A 17,636-nucleotide genomic window follows, 5' to 3' on the forward strand; every position below is an offset into this window, starting at 1 on the left:
GGATTTTTTTAATAATGTCTGAAAAGCATACTATTATTCAGGTAGCTCTTGATTTTGTGGATATTCACAGGGCGATAAAGGTTGCCAGTGAGGCAATAGAAGGTGGCGCTGATTGGCTGGAAATAGGCACCCCGCTTATAAAAAGCGAAGGAATGAATGCCATTCGCCGGCTGAGAGAAATATTTCCCGATACGATGCTGGTTGCTGACATGAAAACTATGGATGCCGGACGCGTAGAAATGGAAATGGCTGCAAAAGCAGGCGCCAATATTGCGGTGGTAATGGGCAATGCGCCTGGTGCAACGATACGGGAATGCGTGTTGGCCGGTAAAAATTATGGCATAAAAGTATGCGCTGATTTTATGGATACTGACGCAATTGATGAACGTATCGGAATTGTTGAAAAATGCGGCGTCGATTATATTTCTATCCACACCGCAATCGACGATCAAATGAGCGGAAAAACACCTTTTAATGTATTACGGCACATATGCGAAAATGCGCATACCCCTGTTGCTGTCGCGGGGGGCATAAATTCTGAAAATGTTGTTGATGCGATCAATGCCGGGGCGCAAATCGTAATTGTTGGCGGATATATCAGTAAATCAGAAAACGCCAGGGATGCGGCAAACAATATCAGGCAAGCTGTTAAAGAAAACAGAAGAATTCAGACCGGCTTTTTCAAAAGAGTAACCCGCGAAGACGTCCGGAATGCGTTCATGAAACTTTCGACCGCAAACATATCCGATGGCCGTCATCGCGCGAAAAGTATTGTAGGGCTGTATCCGGTAAATCCTTCCATAAAACTCATAGGCACTGCCGTCACCGTTCGAACCTATCCCGGCGACTGGGCTAAGCCTGTAGAAGCCATAGATATTGCGAAAGAAGGGGATGTAATCGTAATTGATGCCGGCGGAACGGGGCCTGCTGTTTGGGGAGAACTGGCTACGCACAGCGCTATACAAAAAAAATTAAGCGGTTTGGTAGTTTATGGAGCGGTTCGCGATACGGCGGAAATGAAGCAATTGAATTTTCCGGTGTATACAAAATTAGTCATGCCTGATGCGGGAGAACCCAAAGGATTGGGGGAAATTAATGTGCCTCTGAATATCTCCGGAATTCAAATCATGCCGGGGGATTGGATAATCGGAGATGAGGATGGGCTCATGGCAGTACCTCAGGCGGAATCTGAAATTAGTGTTAACTATGGCATGGATTGTCTGGAAAAAGAAAATAGGATTCGTAAAGAAATATTATCTGAAAAAAGTTCTTTAGGAAGGGTGACAGATTTGTTAAAATGGGAAAAGAAGTAATGTTTTCCCGCAGAAAGATTTATGGGGGTGACAAAGCATGAAATGTGAATCCTGCAACAAAAAATACGCAACCGTGCACTTGACGGAAATCGTTGGTAATGTGAAGAAAGAACGGCATCTTTGTGAAGAATGTGCGCAAGGAGTAAGCACGCAGATTGCCAAGGTACCTTCTCCTACAGAAATATTAACAAATCTTATTAATCAGGTTGCTCCGGGGATAAACGAGTTATCCAAGATTGTATGCCCTGTTTGCGGATTATCATATTTGGAATTTCGTTCACACGGGAGACTTGGTTGCCCTATGGATTATACTGTTTTCAGAAAGGGGTTAATCCCTTTGCTTGAAAAAATGCATGGCAGCGCACAGCATGTGGGAAAAGTGCCTTCCAGGGCGGGGAAAGAAATGATTAAAAAAAATGAACTCATGCAGCTTAGAAATGAATTGAATAAATCAATCGAAAAGGAAGATTATGAAAGGGCGGCTGAGTTGAGAGATAAAATATACGAACTTTCGGGCGATAATAATGAAAATAAGTGATTTGGCTGATAATACAGGTGAATGGCTTAGGGGAACGGGACCGGAATCTGACATTGTTATAAGCAGCAGGATTCGCCTTGCGAGAAATGTGGCAAAATATCCCTTTCTTTCCCGTGCTAATGTAAAACAAAAGAAGGAACTTGAGGAACTTATAAGAACAAAGATTATAGACGCGGATGTTGCACCTGCCCTTAGTTATATTAACCTGTCAGAACTTTCTTCTGTTGACCGGCTGTTTCTCGTAGAAAGACACCTCATTAGCAGGGAACATGCAGAAGGTGAAAAAGAGAGAGGCGTCGCTTTTGAAAAATCGGAAAATATTAGCGTTATGGTCAATGAAGAGGATCATATAAGAATACAGGTAATCCGTTCCGGCCTTGAGCTTCGGGAAACATGGAAAACGATAGACATTATTGATAACAAACTGGAAAGAAAAATAAACTATGCGTATTCATCGCAATTTGGATATCTAACGGCCTGTCCCACAAATGTTGGTACGGGGATGAGGGCATCGGTAATGCTTCATTTGCCGGCGTTGGGAATGACACATCATATAGAAAAAGTATTTAATGCAGTAATGAAGCTTGGCTTGGTAGTGAGAGGTTTATACGGAGAAGGGACGCAGGTCTCCGGGGATTTATATCAGATTTCAAACCAGTTTACCCTTGGAAAATCAGAGGCCGAAATTATTGAAATTATTGAAGGGGTAATTCCCAGGATTACCAGTTACGAACGGATTGCAAGAAAGTCCCTGATCGCTGAAAGCAGGGAACAACTGGAAGACCGCGTGTGGAGATCGTACGGGATGCTGAAGGTTGCACGCATGATTACTTCGGAAGAAATCATGCATCTTCTCTCGCAAGTGAGGATGGGCGTTAATTTGGGAATTATCAATGATATTGAAATGAAAACATTAAATGAACTTTTTGTTCTTACTTTACCGGGACATTTACAAAAGTTAGAAGGGCGCGAGCTTACTTCTTCGCAAAGAAATATAATTCGTGCGTTGTATGTAAGGAAACGGCTTGAAAAGATAGAAACTTTGAAAGGATAGGTGTTTTATGTTTGATCGATTTACTGATCGTGCCAGAAAGGTTATGGCCCTTGCGCGGGAAGAGGCAAGGCGGTTTAATCACGAGTATATTGGGACAGAACATATATTATTAGGGCTGGTGAAAGAAGGAAGCGGCGTTGCGGCTAATGTTCTGCAAAACTTAGATGTTGAACTAAAGAAAATACGTATTGAAATAGAAAAGATAGTGCAAGGTGGATCTGATCTGGTATCGGTAGGGCAGCTTCCGTTCACGCCCCGCGTAAAAAAGGTGCTGGAATATGCGATGGAAGAGGCGCGGGCGCTGGGACATAATTATATAGGAACGGAGCACTTATTGTTGGGCTTGTTGAAGGAGCAGGAAGGTGTAGCCGCGCAGGTATTATTGAACCTGGGCGTTAAACCTGCAGAAGTACGGGAGGAAGTAATTGGTTTGCTGGGCTCGGAATCGGTGCAAAACAGTCAATCACAGGAAAAAGAAGAAAAGAAAGGACGTTCCAAAACTCCTGCGCTTGACTCTTTCGGGCGCGATCTTACACAGCAGGCCAGAGAAAAAGAACTTGATCCGGTTATTGGAAGGAAAGATGTGATTGAACGTGTTGTTCAGGTCTTATGCAGGCGAACAAAAAACAATCCTGTTCTTCTGGGGGAAGCCGGCGTGGGAAAAACTGCGATAGTTGAAGGCCTTGCACAGGTAGTGGTTCACGGGGATGTTCCTGAGTTGCTGAGAGGGCGCAGAATAGTAGCCCTTGATCTCGCAATGATGGTAGCCGGTACGAAATACAGAGGCCAGTTTGAAGAGAGGATCAAGGCGGTAATGTCAGAAGTAAAAAGGGCAAAAAACATCATACTCTTTATTGATGAGTTACATACCCTTGTTGGCGCAGGAGGGGCAGAGGGCGCTATAGATGCCTCAAATGTTTTAAAACCTGCCTTGTCCCGTGGTGAAATACAGTGTATCGGAGCTACCACTTTGGATGAATACAGAAAATATATCGAAAAAGACGGTGCGCTAGAAAGAAGGTTCCAGACAATTATCGTAGAGCCGCCGTCGAAAGAAGAAACGGTTGAAATACTAAAAGGGCTTCGCGACCGCTATGAATCTCACCACAAAGTAAGAATTACCGACGAGGCATTAGAAGCCGCAACTGAACTTTCCGTGCGTTATATTACCGGAAGATTTTTGCCCGATAAAGCTATTGATATAATCGATGAGGCGTGCGCCAGGTTAAGACTCAAAGCAACCACGCAACCGCCGGACGTAAAACATCTGGAAGACGAAATTATCCGGCTGGAAAAAGAAAAAGATGAGTCCGTGGCAATACAAGATTTTGAAAGGGCGGCACGGTTAAGGGATAAAGCGGACAAAATGAAAAAGAAAAAGGAAGTTGTCGAAAGAGAGTGGCGGGAAAAACATGCCGAACTGGAAGGGGAGGTTGATGTTGAAATTGTTGATGAAGTAGTGTCGAAAATGACCGGCATACCTATCTCACGAATAGAATCGACAGAGGCAAATAAATTGCTTCATATGGAAGAGGAACTTCATAAAATGGTGATAAGCCAGGAAGAGGCAACCAGGGCAATTTCCAAAGCAATCAGAAGATCACGCGCTAGACTGAAGAATCCAAATCGCCCTGTGGCCTCTTTTATTTTTGTAGGCCCTTCCGGTGTTGGTAAGACACATTTGGCAAGATCTCTCGCCAAATTGGTTTTTGGAGAAGAAGGTTCTTTGGTACAGATTGATATGTCAGAATACATGGAAAAGCACAGTATTTCACGATTAATAGGAGCTCCTCCGGGTTATATCGGCTACGAGGAAGGCGGGCAGTTAACGGAAAAAATTCGCCGCCGTCCTTATGCGGTTGTTTTATTAGATGAGATTGAAAAGGCGCATCCGGATGTTTTTAACATGATGTTACAGATCATGGATGAAGGAAAACTTACCGATAGTTTCGGCAGGCATGTTGATTTCCGTAATGTTATCATTATTATGACCTCAAATATTGGCGCGGAGGTTATTAAAAATCAGGCCTCTTTAGGATTTCGTAAAGCTTCGGAGAAGGATAACTACGAGGTAATGAAAGAACAATTGAAAAAGGAGGTAGAAAAACATTTTCGTCCGGAGTTTTTAAACAGAATAGATAATATTATTGTTTTTAAACCTTTAAACAAAGATGATTTGAAGAAGATTGTTGAAATTGAACTTGTTGACGTGAAAAAGAGATTGGAACCGTATCAAATCAGCATTACAATGACAGATGAAGCATTGAATTTCCTTATAGACAAGGGATATGATCAAAATTTTGGCGCCCGACCACTCAGGAGGGCTATTGAAAATTATTTAGAAGATCCTCTTTCTGAGGAAATTTTGCAGGGACGATTCGAAGGAAAATCCAGTGTGAAAGTTTTATTGCAAGATGGCAAGCTGGTGTTCGAGGATATTGTTGAAGAACCGGAACCAGCGCTGGCAAATGCTGAAAATGGCATTTAATTAATTTGAGATATGCCAACAAAAGTATGGGCGAAGCATTTGCTATAAACAGGCAAATGCTTCTCCCATACGCTATGCAAATAGGGGTGTAATATTAAATAAAAATTTGTTAGATAACATTATTACATAAAGCAGCATTATAGAATCATTTCCGGCTTACATTTCTTTTTTTTAGCGGCAACAAATAATCCTTTAAAAATATCCAGGCTCTGCAAGTGTCGCTTAATGTGTTTTTAATACCATAATTCTTGTTGGTAAAAATTTTAAAAGGGCTTTTTTTGCCCTTTTTTATTTTTTCGCACGAAACAATTGAGGGGTGAATAACTCTCACGATACATGGCGAAAACATCTGTTGTTTACGTCTGCCAAAGTTGCGGATGGAAAAGTTTAAAGTGGGTAGGGCGTTGTGGCGGTTGCGGAGAATGGGATTCCACTGTAGAGGAATATAGTAATGATTCCGTTGGCGCTACTTCCTTGTCTGCCATGCTTGACAGACAACTTCCCATTCCGATAACTGAGATAAAACTTCAGGATTGCCCTTGTATCGAAATGGGAATCAGCGAATTTGACAGAATCCTGGGGGGAGGTTTGGTTGTTGGCTCAGCGGTATTGATCGGCGGAACGCCGGGAATTGGCAAATCAACACTCCTCTTACAAGTATGTCAGCACGTCAGTCAAAAAGGATATACCACGCTCTATGTCACAGGAGAAGAATCCGTTGCTCAAACAAAACTCAGGGCAGAGCGGCTATCCGTATTGTCGCCTAAATTACTCGTTGTTTCTGAGACAAATTTAGATTTTATATTAGAAAATATACACAACACACATCCTACCCTGGTGGTGATAGATTCCATCCAAATGATTTATAAGCCCCAGCTAGAATCCTCTCCGGGCACCGTTGCTCAGGTACGACAATGCGCAAATGAACTGATTTTTACCGCGAAATCTACGGGTTCTGCAATATTTCTGGTAGGACACGTAACCAAACAAGGTATAATTGCAGGTCCAAAGATGTTGGAGCACATGGCTGATACCGTTTTGTACTTTGAGGGAGAAAAATTTCAATGCTATCGCATTCTAAGGGTTGTTAAGAACCGATTTGGATCCACGGATGAGATTGGAATCTTTGAGATGAGAAAAAACGGATTACATCCGGTTGACAACCCATCGGAGATTTTTATTTCACAGGGTATGAGAGTAGGCGCAGGTTCTACAATCATTCCCTGTATGGAAGGAACACGCGCTTTGCTGTTAGAAATTCAGGCGCTTGCAACAAAGGCAACGTTTGGCATGCCGGAAAGAAAGGTCAGCGGCGTTGACTATAACAGGGTATCGATGCTCCTTGCCATACTTGAAAAGCGAATTGGTTTAAAATTGGGAGGCCAGGATATCTTTGTGAATATTGTAGGGGGGGTTCATGTTTACGAACCTGCGGCGGATCTTGGTATCGCAATGACAATTGCCTCAAGTTTTAAAGAGAAACCAATACCTCCGGATATGGTAGTCATTGGCGAGGTTGGCCTTGGCGGTGAAGTGCGAAGTGTAAATCAAATTGAAATCAGATTAAAAGAAGCTCAACGGTTGGGTTTTAAAAGAGCAGTTATTCCAAAAGATAACGCTAAAGGATTAGGAAAAGATTTTGGGATTGAATTAATTGAAATATGCTACCTTTCGGAAGTAGTAGAAATAATCGGGTGAATTCAAAGAATACACATTTTAAAAAAACCAATTTGTTTTTGAGTATTATCTTCTGCATGCTGTCTTTTCATATTTCGGGTGCAATTCGCGCAGAAACATATGAGGATGGAAAGATTAAGGTGAGGCATAAAGAATTATCCATTAAAACAAACAGGGGTTCTGTGCAATTCAATCATCCTTATGAAATGAACAGTGATGTTATCGGTAATGTATTATCGCAGATTTATTTCGAAGAAAAGGGGCTTTTGAAAAAGAGTACATCTGTGAACGTCTTTCAGGATGACGAAATCAGCAGGCTTGTGCCCTTGATTATCCAGGCTTTTTCTGTAGCAACTCCTGCACAGGTAATAGAGGTTGTCTCGTACTCAGGGCGGCCGTTTTTCGCGGACAAACAGAACTACTGCGTTATGTTTATGAGGGATAGCCGTCTAAATATTGTTTTTAGCCGGGTACAAAAGTTCCAAACGTACAGCGATTTGGTGTCTGAGAAAAAAGGGATGGGTACGGCAAAAGAAGACCCGACGAAGATAAAAGGCAGTCGTTTTTGGGCGTTATTGCCTGCGTATGGACAAGCCTTTGAACCGGGGCACAAAAACTGGCTGGTCATAAACATATCAGATGAAACATACCAGAGGCCTGAAATAAAAAAACCGGACATTTCCGAGTCCGACAAGTCTGATTTCTATAACCAACTGCAAAAAAAAGAAAAAGTTGGCAGCAATATTCACTCTTCATCCGGTTATCAACAAGTGGAACCTGGCGCGAATGTCGTTCAAAGGGAAAGTAAAATCAAAGCCAAATTACTTATATTGCGCGAACTACTCAATGACGGGATTCTTTTACAGGAAGACTATGATTATAAAAAGGAAATGCTTTTGAATAATGGAATGAATGATATGGATATAAAAAATCAGCTCAGGGAAATAAAAGATTTACTGAAGGAGGGGCTTATTACAGAAGAAGACCATAGTAGAAAGAAAAAGGCGTTGCTTGATTTGTTTTAATTACAACAGATATCAATGCAAAAAATCCATATTGGAAATATGATTATTACGTGTGTACGGCGAATATACGGCAGACTCCTTATTAAGGATAAAACATATGCAGATTTTGCTCACAAATGATGATGGTATTTATGCACCGGGAATCGCTTCGTTAAAACACTATATTCAGGATCTGGGAACCGTTACCGTTGTTGCGCCGGATATTGAGCAAAGCGGCGTGGGGCATTCCATCACTTTCAACCAACCCCTGCGTATCAGGAAAGTGCACATGAACAATGAATTTATCGGGTACGGCGTTAACGGTTCGCCGGCAGATTGTGTAAAACTTGCCGTAAATGAGATTATGCGGGAGAAGCCTGACATTGTCATATCAGGGCTAAATATGGGGGCAAACGTGGGCATCCACATCCTTTATTCCGGAACGGTAGCGGCAGCGGTGGAAGCCACTGTCATGGGATTTTCATCCATCGCGGTTTCCTTCGAAATAACAGAACACTATGATGACATCCACAGGACGGCAGACGTAGCAAAAGGCATTATACAACGTATTTTAAGCCATAATCTACCCAAAAATTTGCTCTTAAACGTAAACATTCCTGCAATTCCGCCTGATCAGATAAAAGGGATTAAGATAACACACCAATTCACGCAGGATTTTAAAGAAGTTTTTCAAAAACGTATTGACCCAAGCGGCAGGGCTTATTACTGGTTGACAGGAGCAGATAAATCCAAATACCATGAAGAAGGAACCGACCTGAGTGCGCTTCGTGACGGGTATATCTCCATTACCCCCCTTCGTTATGACCGCACAGATTATCAACACCATAAAATAATTGAGGGATGGGATTGGCAATAGAAACAATGGTAACACTTTAGTCTTTTGAGAAACGTATTCTCCCTAAATTGGAGAAAAAAGCAGGTATGCCCTCTTGCCTGTAGTAAAAATCCATGAATTAATGCCCATTCTCTTATTAGTTATTTTATTTCCCGTCAGTTTCCATGCCTTTTATTACCTCTATTGCCTTTTCGAGTTGCAAATCTTTGAAGAGAGGGGGTTCTTTTTCCTTATCAGCCGCTTTCCTGCCTATTTTCGCCGCTGACAATTCTACCTGCAATTCCCTCATCTGGGAAAAATCAAGCGGAATTTCAATATCGGGTTCAATCCCTTTTTCGTGGATACATTCTCCCGATGGCGTATAATATTTGGCGGTCGTTAGTTTTAAGGCGGCATTGCCTTCGCGTATTGGAACCAGGCTCTGCACAGATCCTTTGCCAAATGTTTTCATGCCTACCAGCAAACCGCGTTTATTATCCTTTATCGCTCCGGCGACAATTTCAGATGCGCTGGCGCTTCCGTTATTTACCAGTACTACCAGCGGGAAATCAGGATAGGAGCCGCTTCTGCGGGCGCGGTACAGAATGTTTTGGTCAGGACCTCTGCCTCGGGTTGAAACAATAACGCCCTTTTTTAAAAATCTGTCAGAAACACCCACGGCGGCGCTCAACAATCCTCCAGGGTTAAATCGCAAGTCCAATATTAAACCTTCCATGCCTTGCTTCAATAATTCTTTCACTGTTTTATCCAGATCATCAACGGTGTTTTCCTGAAAATTTATCAGAGCTAAGTAGCCAATCTTCTCCGTTTCATCCACCATTTTTACGTCTCTTATACTGTTTACATGGATCTTTGCCCGCTGTATTGTAATATCCACCGGCATAGATTCTCCCTCATGCAAAACAGTAAGGGTTGTTGTTGTGCCCGGCTTCCCCCGAAGGAGTTTTACGGTTTCACGAATAGCTATGTCTTTGGTTGGTATGCCATCAACCTTGAGAATGCGATCTCCTACCAATATCCCTGCCTTGAATGCTGGAGAATCGAGTATGGGGGTTATTACGGTTATTAGCCCATGCCTGACAATTACTTCGATACCTAAACCTTCAAACTCCCCTTCCGTTTCGATCTTAAGCTCTTCTAATTCTTCGGGACTTATATATTGACTGAAGGGATCCAACTCCGACATCATTCCACGGTATGCGTTTGTAAAAATAGTGTTAATATCCAATTCTTCAACATACTTTTCCTGCAGCGCCTTTATTACCTTAACAAACTCTTCAAACTCCTTATATATAAAATCACTGGTTTGCTGATTTGCCCGTTTTGTCACAGCATTTGCCGGCGCTCCCAATGTAAATGTATTTGCGGAGACACTGCCTGCAAAAATTATCATTGTATAAAATAATAAAACAAATAGACTTTTTTTCATTTTCCTTTGCTTCCTGAAAATAATTAATTTTATAAAACTATAAAAGAATGACTTTTTGAGAGTGAAATTTATCGAAAGGTATTTTAAAGATACGTTGCTTTTCCAGAAATGTTGCCACGATTTCCATTGTATTTGTATAAGGTAATACTATACCGTATATTTGTGTTTTTGTAAAAAACTGTAACTATTCAGCGTAATTTATTAAACTACCGGAGATCAGAGCGTAACTCGTTCCCAAACCTTGTACTGAACATAGTGAAGTATCTGTTTGGGAACGTAATGGTACTGGAACTACATTCGCGGGTTCAGGCTTGTAACCGTTCGGCTGAGCTCACGACGAACGGTTGCAAACATGAACCCGCCGGGATTCATGTAATGTTTACACTGAATAGTTACAAAAAACTTGCAATAGGAAAAACGTTGCTTTCTTGTATTGCTGTGTTCGCAAGATATGGAGGGGTGCTAAATGCGGGAGATCTTTGAAGGATTGTAAGTGGTGGGCAGAGACGGGATCGAACCGTCGACACCAGGATTTTCAGTCCTGTGCTCTACCAACTGAGCTATCTGCCCCATTAATTTTACATTGATACATCACTAATGCAGTGGCGATATTATAGGTATGAAACAGGCGATAAGTCAAGTTTTTTATTTACCCACCAGCATTAAATAGCGAATCATATACCTGAATTGACAGGCAGTATGCGTTTTTTTAAATCTGCCCTCATCAGCGGCTATACTTAAATACTATACAGGTCTTAAAATCCAGTCCATGTATATTCGCCAATTTTTATTCTATTCACCGCTGACCCTTTCACCTGCCTTTGGCATATCTGTTTTTTTAAACGAGACTTTGATATCATCCCCGGAAGCAGGGATTTAAATTTTGACAATAGACATATTTTCTAATATAATTCATTGTTCTGTCTATCTTTTTTGAATATTTATATTTTATTTTATTAATTACATGATCAAAGATAAACATTCCATGAAAAATAACAAAAGGCGGTCTTTTTCCCTTGGTTACATCCTCCTTTTCTTTGCTATTGTATATCTGGCACAGATGTTTTTTTCTCCAAAAGCAGAAGAAGTGTCTTATAGCCAGTTTAGACTCTATCTTAAGAATGGTTATATATCCGAGTGCACCGTGGGCCAGAATATTATTCGAGGTTATTATAAAAAACTTTCCGCTGAAGGTGGTGAAGAAGACAAGATTGCGTTTTTTACTGTTCCTATACAAGACCAGGCGTTGGTGAATGAACTTGAGGAACAAAAAGTACGTTTTAAAGGTGCACCGGAAAATAATTTTCTAAAAAGCATGATTATGTGGTGGATTATACCTTTCGGTGTTATGACGCTTGTCTGGTTTTTGTTATTAAAGAAATTTAGCGGTATGGGTTCCCCTTTCATGTCTTTTGGCAAAGCAAAAGTCAAACTTTATTCTGATAATGGCACACAAAAAATAACCTTTGCCGACGTCGCCGGATGCGATGAAGCAAAAGAAGAATTAAAGGAAATTAAGGATTTTCTTGCTTATCCCGATCGATTTCAAAAATTGGGGGGGAAAATTCCCAAAGGTGTTCTCCTGATAGGGTCTCCAGGCACGGGAAAGACACTTCTTGCAAAAGCAGTTGCGGGAGAAGCCGGGGTACATTTTTTTTCTATCAGCGGTTCGGATTTTGTTGAGATGTTCGTCGGCATGGGCGCTGCCCGTGTGCGGGATATGTTTGAGCAGGCAAAGGAAAAGGCGCCATGTATTGTTTTTATCGATGAAATTGATAGTGTGGGTCGGCAAAGGGGAGCGGGGCTTGGCGGGGGGCACGATGAACGGGAACAAACCTTAAACCAGCTTTTGGCAGAAATGGATGGTTTTAACTCACAAAAGGGCATAATCATTATTGCGGCAACAAATCGACCGGATGTTTTAGATAACGCCTTATTACGTCCAGGGCGCTTTGACCGCCAAATAACGATCGACAGGCCTGATCTTTCTGGAAGAGAAGCTGTTTTGGCAGTCCATGCAAAAAGTGTAAAAATAGATCCGGATGTTAGTTTTAAAACGATAGCAAAACGCACGCCCGGTTTTACCGGAGCCGATTTAGCAAACGTTATTAATGAATCAGCACTTCTTGCGGCAAGGCACAATAAAAATTCTGTTGGGATGGAAGATCTGGAAGCTGCAATTGACAGAGTTTTGGCCGGACCTGAACGAAAGAGCAGGATTATGAGTGAAGCAGAGAAAAAAACTGTTGCTATACACGAATCTGGCCATACTCTTATTGCTGCTATGTTGCCCAAAACCGATCCAGTACATAAAGTCTCCATAATTCCCAGAGGAACAGCTGCTTTGGGATATACCATGCAATTGCCGATAGAAGATAAGTATTTAACAACGGAGTCTGAATTGTTGGAAAATATCTGTGTCTTGCTTGGGGGTAGGGCCGCCGAAGAAATTATTTTAGATGAAATTTCAACAGGTGCCCAAAATGATATTGAAAAGGTATCAAAACTAGCAAGAAATTATGTTTGCCGATTTGGTATGAGTAAGAAAATAGGCCCTCAGACTTTTGGCAGGCAATCTGGTAATATTTTCCTAGGTCATGATCTTGTTCAGGAAAAGGAATACAGTGAAAAAACCGCTGTTACAATTGATGAAGAAGTGACAAAAATCATTAATGAATGTTACGAAAAATCGAGAAAATTAATTCAGGACAACCGGGGTAAGCTTAATGTATTGATAAAAAAACTCGAAGAGTGCGAAGTCCTTGATGGAGAACAAGTTCTTGAGTTACTAAATTTAAAAAAGAAGGATATTTCCCTCAGTGGTGATAAAGAGTAAGATTTTTCACCAGATGAATTACCCGCGTAAATGATTTTGCCCATCGTTTGTAGAGTGCGTAGTATAATTATGCACAGTAAGTACTACTAAATTCCCGTGTGCTTTTTCCATCCATGTGCAAAAGCAACACACCTCAACTTTCAAAAAAACAAAATTTATACTTTTGGGAAAGCGTTTACTTTTCAGCCTCAAAAAATTCTTGTGCAAAGTTCAGATTAGAGTAAACACTATTTACATCATCATGATCCTCTAGCGCCTCTATAAGCTGAAGCGCTTTTCGATATGCTTCTCCTTCCACCTCTATAGTATTATTTGCCAACCAGCTTGTTTCTGCATTCTCTATGGTTATATTTTGAGTTTCAATAGCTTTTTTAACTGCATCCAAATCAGTTTGAGCACATAACACTTGATAATACTCCCTCACTGTTTGCAAATCCTCTGCACCCGCATCTAACACCAGCATCATAAATTCATCTTCTACGCACACATTATTGTTCACCAATATAATGCCTTTTTTTTCAAACATCCAGGAAACGCAACCTGTTTCACCCATATTGCCGCCAAACTTTTCAAATAGTTTTCTTAGTTCTGGCACGGTTCTGTTTTTATTATCGGTTAACGCATCCATCATTATTGCTATTCCATTTGGCCCATACCCTTCAAACAAGCATTCTTGCAATTCGATATTATCGCCTCCCGTTCCGATACCTTTTTGTATCGCACGCTCTATGTTGTCTTTCGGCATATTTGCCATCCGCGCCTTACTTATTGCAAGTTCCAGTTTCGGGTTCATATTAGGGTCGCTACCACCTTTTTTGACAGCGATAGTAATCATCCTGGATATTTTAGAAAACACCTTGCCTCTTTTAGCATCAGCAATGCTTTTTTTATGTTTTATCCCAGCCCAATGTGAATGTCCTGCCAAGTGTATTATTCCCCACTTAAATACATAGAATTTAATTTTTCAAACTATATTTTTTTCTTTAAATGATGTTTTATTATTTTTGTACTGTTTTTTTCTAAAGAAATGAGACGTTTTATTTTGTCAATTTTATGTGTTACATTTTCCAATTGTTTTTCATAGACGTGTGTTTTTTCATACAATACCTTTGCCTTTTCCCACGCGCCCAACGCATCGTACCAACTGCCCAGGCTATAATTCACGTCTCCCAGATGCTCAAAAATATACGGATCTTCCAATAGTTTAATCGCCTCTTCCAGCTTTTGAAGCGCCATGAATAAATAATCATCTCTTTCTTCTATTTGCGCTTTTTTATAGTATGCCCAACCCAAGCTATCAAGATACGCGCCATTTTTTGGTTGAGAGTCAAGGGCTCTATTGATTAATGTAATTGCCTCGTCAATATTTCTGTTATTTTCCGCAAAAAAATATCCAAGGAAATTATTGGCTTCGTGAAAATCAGGGTCTATCTTTATGGCCAAACGCAATTCTTTTTCCACCGTATCATATTTTTGACATTGGTAATAAAGATTGGCCAACATAAAGTGAACATCTTTTTCTGTTTCTGCTTCTAATGGTAACAATCTCATTTTTTCAATTGTTTTTGTCGCTTCGTCAATGTTATTCTGGCTGCTATATATCTGACAGAGTAAAAAATATTCTCTTGGATTCCTGCTGCCTATCTCTATGTTGTTTTCGAGAATTTCCTTAATTTTTTCTATTTCTCCATTTCTTTCCGTTTTTTTTCCCAATTTCTCATAAATTTCAGAGAGTGTAAGGCGCATTATCCAGTTTTCAGGTTCTTTAAGAAGAAATTCCTTCGCTTCTTCAACAGCAGTATCATGATCATTTAAAATATCATAACATAGTGTTATATAAAAACTCGAAAAAGTTAGTTCCGGATCATATTTTTTTGCTTTCAAAAAATGTTCCAGCGCCATATCAACAATGTTTTTCTCAAAGTATTTTAACCCAATTTCATAATGAAACTTTGCCGGGCGGGCAATAATGTTCATATTAAACATGGTTTTAAAACACTCCGCACTTTTTTCTATCATGCCCAGTTCTATATAAATATTTGCAAGCCGATAGAGGGAGTCTGCCAGAAAAACTTCGTCCAGTTTGGTAATTTTACATTTTCTGGCATATTCATATTCCGAAATTGCCTCTTTCTTTCTGTCAACTGCTTCGTAGAGAGTGGCCAGTGTGTAATGAAGGCTGAATTCCTGTGGGGTTTGATTCGCAAGTTTTTCGAGGGCATTTATAGCTTTTTCATTCTTGCCTAATTGAAAATAACAGGTAGCCAAATGCTTTATGACCCTCTCAGAATTGGGGTCTATTTCATTCGCCTTTTCAAAATTATCAGCAGCCATTTCCCAATTTCTCTCTAGTAAAAAAAAGTACCCCGCACTAAAGTAGGAAAACGCATCTTCCATTCTTTTTAAGTGTAGAAATACCCCTTCTCCGGATGTGGGAGAATTTTTCCTAATGGTAACATTACTACATCCCAAAAACTCCAGAAAGAAGATAATTACGGATAAAACAATAATGGTAAATGATTTACAAAACATTTCATATTTCTTTTTACACTTTGCAAGCTTTAAATAAAATAGCAAGTAACTACTGGCGAAGCAATACCTCTACCTAATGGAAAATACGCTATACGACGAATCCGTATAAAGCTACCGATTGTCCGTATCGAGCCTTCTTTAAAAAATAGCGACTATTAAGTGCAGGGAAAGTGGCATGATGGTGCTATAATACTTCAATTGGTTAAATAGTTACGGGTCGTTAAAGTATTACTTTATTTAATGGATATTCAATAATTCCTTCAGCCCCTGCCCTAATTAATGCCGGAATAATGTTTCTCGCGATGCTTTGATCTACCATTGTTTCAACCGCATAGCCGGCACCTTCGCTTAAGGTCGAGACCGTGGGTTTCCTCAGTGCAGGCAATTGTTTTAATACCTTTTCCAGGGAATCTCCAGGTACATTCATTTTTAATCCAACTTTTTCACGTGCAATGATTGCTCCTTCAAAAAGCATGGCAAGATTTTCTATTTTTGTGCGTTTCCAATCATCTTTCCATGACTGGTGATTAGTGATAAGCTGGGTTGCCGACTCCATAATTGTATCTATTATTCGAAGTTTATTAGCCCTGAGACTGCTGCCTGTTTCGGTAAGCTCTACGATCGCATCAACCAAAGCAGGCGCCTTTGCTTCTGTTGCACCATGAGAAAATTCAATATCAGCGACAATTCCTTTCTCCGCAAGATATTGTCTGGTAACATTAACCAACTCCGTAGCAATGCTTTTATTATTTAGATCCTGCACAGACCTTATTTCTGAATCCTCCGGAACGGCCAATACCCATTTGACCTTTGTGAGTTGTTGTTTCGCATAGACAAGGTTCACCACTACTTTAACGTCGGAACCTGCCTCTTTTACCCAGTCAGCGCCCGTTAGACCCGCATCAATAATACCTTTTTCCACAAACCTTGACATGTCCTGCGGCCTAATTAATCTTATAGTTATTTCATCATCATCAATTGTGGGGTAATATGACCTAGAATTGACGCGAACCGTATAGCCCGCTTTTTTCATCATGTCAATAGTAGATTCTTGCAAACTGCCTTTCGGCAAACCAAAATTTAATGTTTTCATTCTTCCGATCCATTCTTTTCAATTACAGAACTTCCACGAACAGCTTCGTCAATAATTTTTAAGATACGATTACGTTTTTCAGTTAATTCATCCAGGCAAAATTTCAAGTGAGGGGTATATTTTATTCGCAAACAAGACCCCAATTCCGTCTGTATAAATCCTTTGGCATGATCCAGCCCACACATAGTATTTTTCCGCTCCAATTCGTTACCAAGCACAGAAACATAGACCTTTACATTTTTCAAATCTGCTGATATATCCACCTCGGTTACTGTTATAAAGCTCAGTCTTGGATCTTTTACTTTATAAAGTATAATTTTACTTACTTCCTGTTTAATAAATTCAGATAGTCTTTCCGCTCTTCTTTTAGACATAAGCCGTAGTAATCAACCCGCCTTTTATAAAAATAAACTCCCACGAAACATTTTATTACGACTTGGAATACATAAATTCCATACGGTATCCGGCAAGTTCAAATGAGGATGCACATTCAAACATATTAATTAAATTGGAAAGAGTGCTGTTTATGTACTGTCTGTCGTTTCCCACCATCGCAATTCCCAGGTTAGAATACTGACAATTATCCAATACACCTGTTTCCGATATTGAGACATTAAAATTATTTTTTACACGATCTTTTAAGCTTTTTATGACACGTCGTTTTTCTTTTAAAGTTCTCGCATTACGGAGAATCAATTGTACACACAACAAACCAACTATGGTATCGTCAGATTTGTAAAATTCCAAATTCATAGCGCTGCATGGGTAAAATTGATTTAATTGTTGATATTAATTATTTTAAAATACAAACAAAAT

Annotated in this window: 14 protein-coding genes and 1 tRNA gene; 8 read left to right on the plus strand and 7 right to left on the minus strand. The window is 40.3% G+C overall.

The features are described 5' to 3' along the window. Positions 1-14 precede the first annotated feature (14 nt). The 7 genes from hxlA (at position 15) to surE (ending at position 8,951) form a co-directional block, all read left to right on the plus strand. On the plus strand, positions 15-1,313 hold the full coding sequence (gene hxlA, locus M5U24_RS14780) for a 3-hexulose-6-phosphate synthase (protein WP_099324372.1): 1,299 nt from the start codon (positions 15-17) through the stop codon (positions 1,311-1,313). Between the two features lie 37 nt (positions 1,314-1,350). Beyond that, complete coding sequence (locus M5U24_RS14785) at positions 1,351-1,851, plus strand: UvrB/UvrC motif-containing protein (RefSeq protein ID WP_099324371.1); 501 nt, start codon at positions 1,351-1,353, stop codon at positions 1,849-1,851. Then, positions 1,838-2,905: a protein arginine kinase gene (locus tag M5U24_RS14790; protein WP_099324370.1), complete on the plus strand. Its 1,068-nt coding sequence runs from the start codon at positions 1,838-1,840 to the stop codon at positions 2,903-2,905. The genes M5U24_RS14785 and M5U24_RS14790 overlap by 14 nt, the downstream gene beginning before the upstream one ends. 7 nt (positions 2,906-2,912) lie before the next feature. Next, on the plus strand, positions 2,913-5,393 hold the full coding sequence (locus tag M5U24_RS14795; RefSeq protein WP_099324369.1) for an ATP-dependent Clp protease ATP-binding subunit: 2,481 nt from the start codon (positions 2,913-2,915) through the stop codon (positions 5,391-5,393). A 336-nt stretch (positions 5,394-5,729) separates the two neighbouring features. Beyond that, the gene (gene radA / locus M5U24_RS14800; RefSeq protein ID WP_164994659.1) at positions 5,730-7,091 is read left to right on the plus strand and encodes a DNA repair protein RadA; all 1,362 of its coding nucleotides are present in this window, start codon (positions 5,730-5,732) and stop codon (positions 7,089-7,091) included. 56 nt (positions 7,092-7,147) lie between these two features. Then, entirely contained in the window at positions 7,148-8,095 is a 948-nt protein-coding gene (locus M5U24_RS14805) for an SHOCT domain-containing protein (protein ID WP_164994660.1), read from the plus strand. Positions 8,096-8,192: 97 nt separating this feature from the next. Continuing rightward, positions 8,193-8,951 (plus strand): 5'/3'-nucleotidase SurE, encoded by a 759-nt coding sequence (gene surE, locus M5U24_RS14810; RefSeq protein ID WP_164994661.1) that lies wholly within the window; start codon positions 8,193-8,195, stop codon positions 8,949-8,951. Positions 8,952-9,075: 124 nt separating this feature from the next. Here the strand turns inward: surE and M5U24_RS14815 are convergent, their stop codons facing one another. Together M5U24_RS14815 and M5U24_RS14820 are read right to left on the minus strand one after the other, a co-directional pair. Then, the gene (locus M5U24_RS14815) at positions 9,076-10,359 is read right to left on the minus strand and encodes a S41 family peptidase (protein ID WP_164994662.1); all 1,284 of its coding nucleotides are present in this window, start codon (positions 10,357-10,359) and stop codon (positions 9,076-9,078) included. A 494-nt stretch (positions 10,360-10,853) separates the two neighbouring features. Next, positions 10,854-10,929: transfer RNA gene (locus tag M5U24_RS14820), tRNA-Phe, on the minus strand. Between the two features lie 415 nt (positions 10,930-11,344). Here M5U24_RS14820 and ftsH point away from each other — a divergent pair. Next, complete coding sequence (gene ftsH / locus M5U24_RS14825) at positions 11,345-13,195, plus strand: ATP-dependent zinc metalloprotease FtsH (RefSeq protein WP_164994663.1); 1,851 nt, start codon at positions 11,345-11,347, stop codon at positions 13,193-13,195. Positions 13,196-13,370: 175 nt separating this feature from the next. Here ftsH and M5U24_RS14830 read toward each other — a convergent pair whose 3' ends face one another. The 5 genes from M5U24_RS14830 to M5U24_RS14850 form a co-directional block, all read right to left on the minus strand. Beyond that, a complete protein-coding gene (locus tag M5U24_RS14830; protein WP_164994664.1) occupies positions 13,371-14,120 on the minus strand; it encodes a YebC/PmpR family DNA-binding transcriptional regulator in 750 nt (249 codons plus the stop codon). Between the two features lie 44 nt (positions 14,121-14,164). Then, the gene (locus tag M5U24_RS14835) at positions 14,165-15,727 is read right to left on the minus strand and encodes a tetratricopeptide repeat protein (protein WP_164994665.1); all 1,563 of its coding nucleotides are present in this window, start codon (positions 15,725-15,727) and stop codon (positions 14,165-14,167) included. Between the two features lie 220 nt (positions 15,728-15,947). Then, on the minus strand, positions 15,948-16,820 hold the full coding sequence (gene hisG / locus M5U24_RS14840) for an ATP phosphoribosyltransferase (RefSeq protein ID WP_099324358.1): 873 nt from the start codon (positions 16,818-16,820) through the stop codon (positions 15,948-15,950). Beyond that, a complete protein-coding gene (gene rbfA / locus M5U24_RS14845) occupies positions 16,817-17,194 on the minus strand; it encodes a 30S ribosome-binding factor RbfA (RefSeq protein WP_099324357.1) in 378 nt (125 codons plus the stop codon). Before rbfA ends, hisG begins: the two co-directional genes overlap by 4 nt. Before the next feature lie 55 nt (positions 17,195-17,249). Then, complete coding sequence (locus M5U24_RS14850; RefSeq protein WP_099324356.1) at positions 17,250-17,573, minus strand: DUF503 domain-containing protein; 324 nt, start codon at positions 17,571-17,573, stop codon at positions 17,250-17,252. Between the last annotated feature and the right edge of the window lie 63 nt (positions 17,574-17,636).

The sequence above is a fragment of the Candidatus Kuenenia sp. genome (assembly GCF_027493735.1).
Classification (GTDB): Bacteria; Planctomycetota; Brocadiia; order Brocadiales; family Brocadiaceae; genus Kuenenia; species Kuenenia stuttgartiensis_A.